This window comes from Thermohalobaculum sp., assembly GCF_058622915.1.
In genome coordinates this window covers 1-9,003 of record NZ_JBZSYN010000113.1, presented here as the reverse complement: position 1 = coordinate 9,003, position 9,003 = coordinate 1, and the positions used below count along the sequence as shown (strand labels likewise).

The window sequence follows — 9,003 nt, the reverse complement described above, 5'->3', positions numbered from 1 at the left end:
CATCGACGGTCATCCGATGCGCGGCGGGCAGGCGCAGGATGCCTTTCCACAGCGTCTCGTCCAGCGAGCAGAAATCGTCTGCCAGCCGCTCCGCGATCAGCCCCTCGTTGAGCTCCTCGCTCACCCACGGCAGCGCCAGGATGGCGTGCAGCTCGGAGGCGACGGCGAGCCTGCTGCCGTCCCAGTGGTACTGGAAGGGTCTGTGCCCCATGCGGTCGCGCGCGCAGAATGCCTCGGCACGGCGCGCGTCCCACACGATCAGGGCGAAGTCGCCGTCGAGGTGATCCGTACAGTCGCGGCCCCAGTGCTCGTAGCTGCGCAGCACCAGCTCGGCGTCCGTGCGGTCGCGCAGGCGCGCGCCGCGGGCGGCGAGGTCGGCGCGCAGCTCCTCCCAGTTGTCGAGCCTTCCGTCCATGGCGAGGACGACGGTGCCGTCCTCGTTGGCCAGCGGCTGCGTCTCGTCGAGCGCCTGAGGCGTGGTGCGCAGCATGCAGTGCGCCAGCGCGACGGAGCCGAGCGTGCGCCAATGCACACCGTCCGGGCCGCGATGCGCCATGGAGCGCGCCATCGCCTCGATCAGACCGGGCTCGACCGGTTCGCCGTCGAAGCGAATGAGCGCCGCGATTCCGCTCATCTTTGCCCCGGCTCCCGCCCGGCGCGGCCCCAGGCCGCGTGCCAAAGCCGCCCGGCCAGGCCGCCCACGCCGCGGCGCAGATAGTGCAGCGGCAGCCAGTCGGGGTGCGCGCCGGCATAGCGCGCGCGCATGTACGACGCCGGAGGGAACGCGACCTCGCGCAACAGCCGCAGCTTGGGCCCCAGCCCGGCCAGGGCACGGAAGTTCATGTACTCGCGCCGGACCAGGCCCGCGTTCAGGTAGGTGTGAGCCGTCTCACGGCCGCGCGCGGCAACGAGGCTGTCGAGAAGCCCCGCCGGCGCCTCGGTGCCGAACCACTCGGCGGCGCGCGCAAGACCGTCATGACATACCCGCGCGAGGCCCTTGTCGATCGCCAGCCGGCCGAGTTCGGCCCGCTCCTGCGCGGTCAGGCGGCCGGCCAAGAGGTGCACGTCGTAGAGCCAGATCAGCCGGTCGGGCAGGAAATGCGCGACGCCGTCGACCCAGTAGGGGCTGTGGGCATGCAGCTCGCGATGCATGCAGGCGATCATCAGCGCATCGACCGGAGCCGTCGCCAGGGCATTGGCCCCGAGCCGGGGAACGGGTCTGGCGCGACCTCTGAGCTCGCCGTGGCTGAACAGACGCGCCAGCACCTCGGCATTGCTCAGGCGCCAGTGCAGGTCGATGGCATGCACGAGCCCGAGCCGGTCGCGAACCTCGAAGCCGCACTGATAGCTGATGAATTCGCCGCTGACCTGGTTGACCCGCCGCAACCCGAGCGCCCCGAGCACCGCGCCGGCTTCGTGGCCCGCGTGCTCGGGCACGAGCAGGTCGGTGTCGCTTCGCGCCCTGAGCGCCGGATCGGCGTAACAGGTATAGGCCAGCGCCGTGCCCTTGAGCACGATCGCCTCGATGCCGCGTTCGGCCAGGGCGCCCGTGAGCCGCACCAGGATGTCGCGATGGCTCTCCTCCCACATCGCGGCGGCAACCGCCTGCGCGCGCAGCGCGTCGCGCACGGCCTGCGGCCAGCCGGGCGCCGCGCCCAGGCGATCGCAGACCAGAGGGCCGACGCCGTGGACGGCGATTTGCTGCAGCACCGCCTCGGGCAGCGACAGGCCGCCGGCCCCCGGCCAGGGCGGGCATTCGCCGCGCAGGCAGGCGCGCAAGAGCGACTCCGCCTGCGCGCGTTCGCTCGCGAATGTCATGTCGGATCGCTCAAAGGCTTGCCCATGCGCGATTTTCCGGCCGCGTCGGGATCGCGTGCGACCCGATGCCGGCCACACGGCCCTGTGCCGGGTCCGCCGGCGCCACACCCTTGGACGACGCCGACCGCCGCCTCCGCCCCAGCCCTCGGGAGCTCATGCTCCAAGAGCGCGCCTGCCGGCCGGCGCAGCGCGGGTCATGGCACGCCGGCCGCCGAGGTGGCCAGCTGTTGTGGCGCCGAGACGATCGGGAAGATCTGGCTCAGCACCCGGTTCCAGCTCGTGACCGGCTGCTGCGCTACGAAGACGATGTCGTTGGGGCGCATCTCGAAATGCGCCGCCACCGCCAGGTTTGCGACATTCGCGGCATTCAGGTGATAGGCCGTCAGCCCGCCCGCCTTGCGCGGATCCGGATCGCCCCGGATCACGTAGATGGCGCCGAAGTCGCCGGTCTGGGCGTCGATGCCGCCGCCCGGCTTTCCGAACAGCACGTTGGCCAGGGAGATCGGCTGATCGAACGGCAACTCGGCCTGCCCCGAGTGCCTGACCTCGCCGGTGAGGAAGACATAGTAGCGCTTGACGGCGCCGAGCCCGAGCCGCTTCTCGAACAGTGCCTGCGCCTTGGCGCGGCGCGCCTCCAGGACCTTCTCGGCGCTGCCGACGTAGATGCTGTCGCCGTTGCGCAGCACGATATCGCGAACCGCGGGATCGTTGATGTAGCGATCGACCGCATAGCGGTAGGCCGTGCCCTTGCGCAAAAGCTGGATCGTGGTGACGCCGGGATCGTCCGAGGCCACGCCGCCCGAGGCCGCGATGGCGTCCGCGAGGTGCAGCGGCTGGAGCGTGATCGGCACCAGCCCCGCCTTGCCGACGAGCCCGCCGACCGAGACGTGCTGCGAATTGAACTCGGACACCTCGAGCGAAAAGGATGGCTCGATATTGGCGGCCAGCAGCTTTTGCGAGATCTGGTACTGGGCATCCTCGAGCGTCATGCCGGCGATCTTGACCCGGCCCACGTTGGGGATGGCGATGGCGCCGTCGCCCTGCACCGTGTAGCCGTCGCGCTTGGCCTGCGCGGTGATCAGGTCGGGCAGCTGGGCCAGCGTCGGCGTCCCGCTGATCGAAAGCAGCACGACATCGCCGATGCCGATCCGGTAGGGACCCGGGCGGCCCGACGGCGGCAGCTTGTCGGACACCGCCCGGGGGCGCGCACCCGCCGCCCCGGTGTCCGGCAACAGGGCGGGAGGCGTCGGCTGCGCCGCGGCGCTGGCCTGCGTCACATGGGCGACGGCGGGCTGATACGCGGCGGGCAGGCGCGGCGGCACATAGGGCGCGAGGTTGGCCGCGGCCGCCGTCTCGTAGGTCAGCGGCACGACCTTCACGTCATAGCCCGTCGCATAGGTCCCGCTGTTGTAGGGCGGGCCTTTTTCCACCGCAGGAACCGTATAGATCACACCGCAGCCGCCGAGCGCGAGCAGTGCCGCCAGCACGGTTCCCCGGATCGTTGCGTGACCCCGGATCGTAGCGTGGATCTGCATTATCGGCCCCCCAATCCGTGCTGACCCGCGTTGCACCCACCTGCTGCGCCCCCCGATGCGCCCCCCGGTGCGCCCCCCGGTGCGCCCCCCGATGCGCCCCTCGGCGAAACGCCCCGACAGCCTGGTAACGCAGTCGCGTCAGCCTTGTAACCCGGCAGCGCGGCATGATTCAGCAAAAAACCCCGATCGCCGGCGATCGAGCTGCCGTCCTGTTGCAGATCGGCGCTCGCGGGGACAGCGGCGCCGGCCGCTAGCCGTCCGGTCCGGAATCGCATTCCCGCAGCACCGCGTCGTAGAGGCGGTAGCACTGCTCCGCGGCATCGAACCAGTCGTACCGTGCCGCAGCGAGTTCGCGCGCATTTCTCGCTGCCCGGTCGCGCGCCCGCGGATCGTCGAGAAGCCCGCCGATCGCCTCGGCGAGCGCCTCCGGGTCGCTTTCCGTATCCAGCACGACCCCCGCCTCGGCCGACGCGATCTGGGGATGAATGTTCACGCCGCGACTGACGACCACCGGCAGCCCGGCCTGCATCGCCTCGACCACGGCGAGGCCGAAGTTCTCCTGGCGCGAGGGCAGGACGAAAACATCGGCCGCGGCCATCGCGCTCCACTTCTCCGCTCCGGCGAGCAGGCCGGTGAAGCTGACGCTCCCGCCCAGAGCCAGTTTTTCGACGCGCCTCCTCAGCCTGTCCTCGTAAGCTTTGTCGCCCGATCCCGCGATATACAGATGCGTCCCCGGATTCGAGGCGACCAGGGACGGCATGGCCTCGAGCACGGCGTTCAAGCCCTTCTTGGGGTGCAGGCGCGAGAGAAACAGGATCCGACGCCCCTCGACCCCGCCCGGATGCCTCTTGAGGAAGCCGGCCGCGAGCGCGGCGCGCGGGATGGCCGGCGGCTGGTCGCCGCCCAACGAGACGACCTCGTGCCGCATCAGGTCCGCGAGCCTCGGGCCGGCGCGGTCCCGCTCAGTCGCGGTGGTGAAAACGACGCGGGCGGCGTCCGCGAGATTGCGCCGCTCGACCAGCGCCAGGTAGACGCGCTTGCGCAGCGCCCGGACCCCCATGGAATAGGGATCCAGCATGCCGTGCGGGGACAGCACATAGGGTTTGCCGTGCCGGCCGCAGGCGCGGCGGGCGACCGTGTTCAACGGATGCCAAAGCGTGTGCACATGCACCATGTCGGCGTGGCAGACCGCGGCATCCATCGCCGCCACCGCCCCGGACGCGTGGCCCAGGAGGCGAAGGCGATCGATCGGCAGTATGTCGACGTCGAGACGCCGGCTCAGCTCGGCCATGAGCGCGCTGCCGTCGTCCTCGCACATGTGCGAGGTGGTCATGACCGAGGCCGACCAGCCGAAGGCCGCCGCGTGCGTCGCCAGGCGCTCGACCACCACGGGGGGGCCGCCCGCTGTGGGATGCATGTAGGGACAGACGTGCAGAACCCTGCGCCGAGGCGCCAACGCGAGATCGGGCGCGAAGGAGAAGGTGTCAATCGACGACGGCATGGCTTCCCTGTCGCGCCGCTGCGCCCACGGTGCGTCGGTAGACGGAAAGCGTCGCCCGCGCCATGGAGTCGAGGCTGAAGCGGCGGCGCGCGGCGGCGCGCGCCGCGCCACCCAGGCGCGCCCTGAGAGCAGCGTCGTCAATCAGCGCGCCCACAGCGTCCCGCCAGGCCGCGCGGCCGCAGACGGGGCGAACGAACCCGCTGCGCCCGTCATCGACCGCCTCGGGCAATCCGTCTGCATCGCTGACGCAGACCGCGAGACCCGCATGCATCGCTTCGAGCAGCGCCAGCGGCAGACCCTCGAACCGCGAGGGCATGGCCAGGATGTCCAGCCCGGCCAGGCGCAGCCGCGCATCGGTGCGCCAGCCGTCGATGATCACCCGCCCGGAGACGCCGCGCTCGGCCGCGCGCGCCTCGAGCGCGGGGCGCAGCGTGCCGTCGCCGATCCAGACAAGCCGGCTCTCGCGGCCCGAGGCGGCGAGGTCCGAAAGGAGGTCGACGAGAAAGAGCGGATTTTTCTGATCCTCGATCCGGCCTATTGCCCCGATTGCGATAGCGTCGTCGTCGAGGCCCCAGTCGCGCCGCGCGCACCGCCGCGCATCGGCATAGGCCGCGGGCTCCTCGGGCGGTACCGCGGCGTGAACGACCGTCAGGTTCACGGCCGCCAGGCGCCGGCGCGCCCGCAAGGTTTGCCCGGCCGCCTGCGAGACCACGATCACCGGCGCGCCGAGGCGGCGAAGCACGCGCTCGGCAACCAGATCGCGCACGGCACCCGCCCGCGCATGCAGGGCGGCCGCCGCATGCGTGATGTGAATCGTCGAGACCAGCGCCGACCCCGCGGCCCCCGCGCCGAGCAGCAGATCCAGCCCGTCCTCCGCGACCTGCTGGTTGACATGGGTCACGTCGGGGGCGAGGCGCTCGATGAACTGCCGCATCCGCCGCTGCTGGGCCGCGTCGAAGACCGCGCCCAGCGAGCGCAGCGGCCGCGCGAAGGTGTTGGTCAGCGCGAGCCGGTGCACCGTGGCGCCTCGCGGAAATCCGGCGGCGAGCTCGTCCATGCGCGGATCGGCTCCGATCAGGGCGTGCACCTCGCAGCCCAGCTGGCTGAGACCCTCGGCGAGGTAGCGAAGATAGATTTCGCCGCCGCCGCGGGAGCCGGAATTCGATGAGACCAGAAGCACCTTCACCGGGCACGGCGCCTGTCTTGCCGACCGGCCCGCCGCACAGTCGTGCCGCGAAAGCACGCCATCAATCGGTCGCCACCAATTCACCCCCCAGGCTGCGCGCCGAAGGACCCGTGACCTCGACAACTCAAGGGCAGGCGCGCTGCAGGACCGGGATCATGTCCCGGCATTGCAGCATTTTTGCGGCCTGCCGCCCGCGCCTTGCCGGACCTCGCCCAGGCTCCCGCAGCAGCCTTCGGGACCGCCCCGGTCATGCTCTGCCGCCTCGCAACGATCGCCCCTTCACCGGGCGCGACCAGCGGCCGTAGAGCCACAGAACGAAGGTCGGGATCACCGCGGGCGCGACTTGCAGCACGCTGCGCATGGCGAGCGCCGCGGCGAAGAAGCCGGAGGCGTAGAACACCAGCATGAACAGGTTGTCGAGACGCGCCCCCACACGGTTCCAGCTCGCCGCGAACGAGCCGAGCAGGAGCCCCGCCACGGCGACGGCGGGCAGGCCGGCGGCCATGAAGCTCTCGCCGACGAAAGTGGCCGAGAGCGTCAGGCCGTGCGCGCCGAGCGCGTCCTCGATGCCGAAGCTCAACCCGGTGGGCTTGCCCGGCCAAAGCGCCCGCGGGATCGGCCGGATCACCACGCTGTAGGGGATCTCCCAGCCGAGAAAATGATGCTTTGCCGGAAACACCTCCGTCAGGCGGGAGATGTTGATCAGATTGAAGTCGACGATGAGCTTCGCCTGGTCGACCTCGCTGACATTGTAGTTCACCAGCCCGATCTTGCGAAACTCCAGCATCATGATGGTCGCGAGCACGGCGGCAGCGATTCCCGCCGCGACCAGGACCAGTTCGCGCGCCGTGATGCGCGGCCGCGCAAGAAGAAACGCCACCAGGAACGTGATTATATAGATGATGAACACGCTCCGCGTGCCGCCGGCAAAGCCCTTGTAGAAGGTGAGCGCAAGGACGCACACGACGATCGCCAGCTCCCCGGCGCGATAACGCCGGAATTGCGCCAGCACCGTTCCGGCCAGAGGCGGGATCAGATAGATCAGCAGACCAACCTGGCCCAGCAATGAACTCAGGTTGCCGAGCCTGCCGCGGCTCCACGCCTGACTGAAGCGCGGCCAGGCCATCTGGCGGATGGCCTCGAAGAGGTCGAAGTGCACGGAAAGGAGGATGTCGAAATAGCCGACCGCCGAGACGGCGACAAAAAGCTGGATCAGGCGGCGCGGGGACATGTCGCGCATCGCCGGCGCCGACCGGCCGGACCTGAAGCGCAGCGGCGCGTGCCGGCCCAGCGCGATGCCGGCGAAGCCGATCAGCGAGGCGGTGGTTCCCGTCTGCGCCCCCTGCGGCGAGATCAGGCCGACGAAGCTTTGCTGCGGGAAAAGGAATTCCAGGAAGATCAGGCCGTAGAGCGCGACCAGCATGACGATGTCGGTGCGCAGCAGGTTACGGATGCCGGCGACGGCCTCGACCGTCAGCGCGACGGCCAACGCGGCCCCGAACAGTTCGGCCGTCTCCGCGAAAATCAAATCGACATCGGTGATGCCCGTCAGGATCAGCGCGATGAACAAGGCGGCGACACAGATGATCGTGGTCGAGATGCACATGAGCGTGCGCTGGCGCTGTCTGGTCGCGCGCGTCTGGGCCCACAGCTCGACGCGAGACTGGAGGGCGCGCGCGGTCAAAGGAGCCTCGCCAGCGCCTTGCCCAGCTCGTCGAGACCGAACCGCTCGCCGGGCGCGATCGCATCGGCCGCCGACTGCAGCCAGCCGGGCGCGTCGAGGCAGCGTCCGATCGCCGCTGCGATCGTGTCCGCGGTGGGCGGTTCGACGACCAGCCCGCTGACCCCCTCCTCGGCGACGCCGGCGCAGCGGTTCGACACGATCAGCGGCAGCCGCCAGGCCCGCGCCTCGAGCTGGGTCAGGCCGAACCCGTCGGTAAGGGTGGGCAGCACGAACACATCCGCGTTGCGGTAATGGCGATGCACCTGGGCGTGCGGCACCGGCCCATGCCAGATCACGGGCGCCTCCCGGACCAGGCGGGCCTGCGGCGATATCTGCATCGGGCCGACGAAATGGAACTCCACCGGGGCATCCCTGAGCAAGCGCGCCGCCTCGAGGATCCGGGCCACGCCCTTGCGCACATTGACCAGCCCCAGGAACAGCACGCGAAGTGGCCGCGCCGAGTCGAAGCGGCGCGGATAGCGGCGCCGGTAGCCGGCGGCCTCGGGCGGCGGGTCGTAGGCGAGCGGAATCACCTCCAGGCGCTCCGCCGGCACGCCCGCTGCCGACAGCAGACCGCGTGACCACTCGGAATTGACCACGACGCGGTCGGCCAGCGCGATCTCGTCTCGCCAGGCCTCCCAGTAGGGCGCGGGCGACGGCGCCCAGTCCGGGGCGAGATCGGGATAGCGGCGGCGCTCCTCGATCACGATCCCGTCCTCGACGGGGCCCGCGTCGATCTGGCCCAGGATGGTGCGCCAGCCGCGCCTGCGGGCATGCGCAAGGATGTCGCGTGCCGCATAGCTGTAGGCGAACACCGTTGCGTCCCCCTCGCCGAGGCCGAGCCGGTCCAGCCGACGGACGGCCATGTCCTGGAACCAGCGGTTTTTCGCGGTCATTTTCGGCCACCCGGACACGCCGCGAAGCCGCAGCCAGATCTCGCGGGAAACGGCGGCAAGGGTTTCCGAGGCCACCGGGGCTCCGGCGAGGTCCCGATGGCTGCGTCCGGCGAGCATGGGCGCGGCCCGTCCCAGCGGCCCGGCGGGGCTCCACGTATCGGTGAGCAGAAGCGACAGCGCCCCGCACTGCCACAGGGCCCGCGCCACCGCGTAATTCTCGCGCGCGCCCAGCTGGGCGCAGATCACCCGGCGTGCCCGCGGCGAGGAGGCGCTGGCCTGTGCCGCCTGGCGGGCAAGGAAGGCCTGCGCCGTCACCCGCTCAACCCGGTCCGGCCGACCGCCGT

General features: G+C 70.7%; 6 protein-coding genes and 1 pseudogene. All 7 read right to left on the bottom strand.

Annotation, left to right across the window (positions count from 1 at the left end):
- Positions 1-634, bottom strand: a pseudogene (locus AC32QD_RS08960) (hypothetical protein); the annotation flags it as partial.
- Positions 631-1,818 (bottom strand): nucleotidyltransferase family protein, encoded by a 1,188-nt coding sequence (locus AC32QD_RS08955; protein ID WP_492010147.1) that lies wholly within the window; start codon positions 1,816-1,818, stop codon positions 631-633. The gene AC32QD_RS08955 and the pseudogene AC32QD_RS08960, both read right to left, overlap by 4 nt.
- 194 nt (positions 1,819-2,012) lie before the next feature.
- Positions 2,013-3,353, bottom strand: coding sequence for a polysaccharide biosynthesis/export family protein (locus AC32QD_RS08950; protein ID WP_492010146.1), 1,341 nt, complete (start codon positions 3,351-3,353; stop codon positions 2,013-2,015).
- 250 nt (positions 3,354-3,603) lie between these two features.
- Entirely contained in the window at positions 3,604-4,854 is a 1,251-nt protein-coding gene (locus AC32QD_RS08945) for a glycosyltransferase (RefSeq protein WP_492010145.1), read from the bottom strand.
- Positions 4,838-6,040 carry a glycosyltransferase family 4 protein gene (locus tag AC32QD_RS08940; RefSeq protein ID WP_492010144.1) on the bottom strand — a complete coding sequence of 401 codons (1,203 nt, stop codon included), beginning with the start codon at positions 6,038-6,040 and terminating at the stop codon, positions 4,838-4,840. The genes AC32QD_RS08945 and AC32QD_RS08940 overlap by 17 nt, the downstream gene beginning before the upstream one ends.
- A gap of 247 nt (positions 6,041-6,287) precedes the next feature.
- On the bottom strand, positions 6,288-7,724 hold the full coding sequence (locus AC32QD_RS08935) for a hypothetical protein (RefSeq protein ID WP_492010143.1): 1,437 nt from the start codon (positions 7,722-7,724) through the stop codon (positions 6,288-6,290).
- A partial coding sequence (locus tag AC32QD_RS08930) for a glycosyltransferase family 4 protein (RefSeq protein ID WP_492010142.1) occupies positions 7,721-9,003 on the bottom strand: 1,283 nt, incomplete at its 5' end. The genes AC32QD_RS08935 and AC32QD_RS08930, both read right to left, overlap by 4 nt.

Bases quoted from the DNA above. Each gene is read 5' to 3' on its own strand.
- AC32QD_RS08950 (WP_492010146.1), bottom strand. From the start codon at position 3,353: ATGCAGATCCACGCTACGATCCGGGGTCACGCAACGATCCGGGGAACC.
- AC32QD_RS08945 (WP_492010145.1), bottom strand. From the start codon at position 4,854: ATGCCGTCGTCGATTGACACCTTCTCCTTCGCGCCCGATCTCGCGTTG.
- AC32QD_RS08955 (WP_492010147.1), bottom strand. From the start codon at position 1,818: ATGACATTCGCGAGCGAACGCGCGCAGGCGGAGTCGCTCTTGCGCGCC.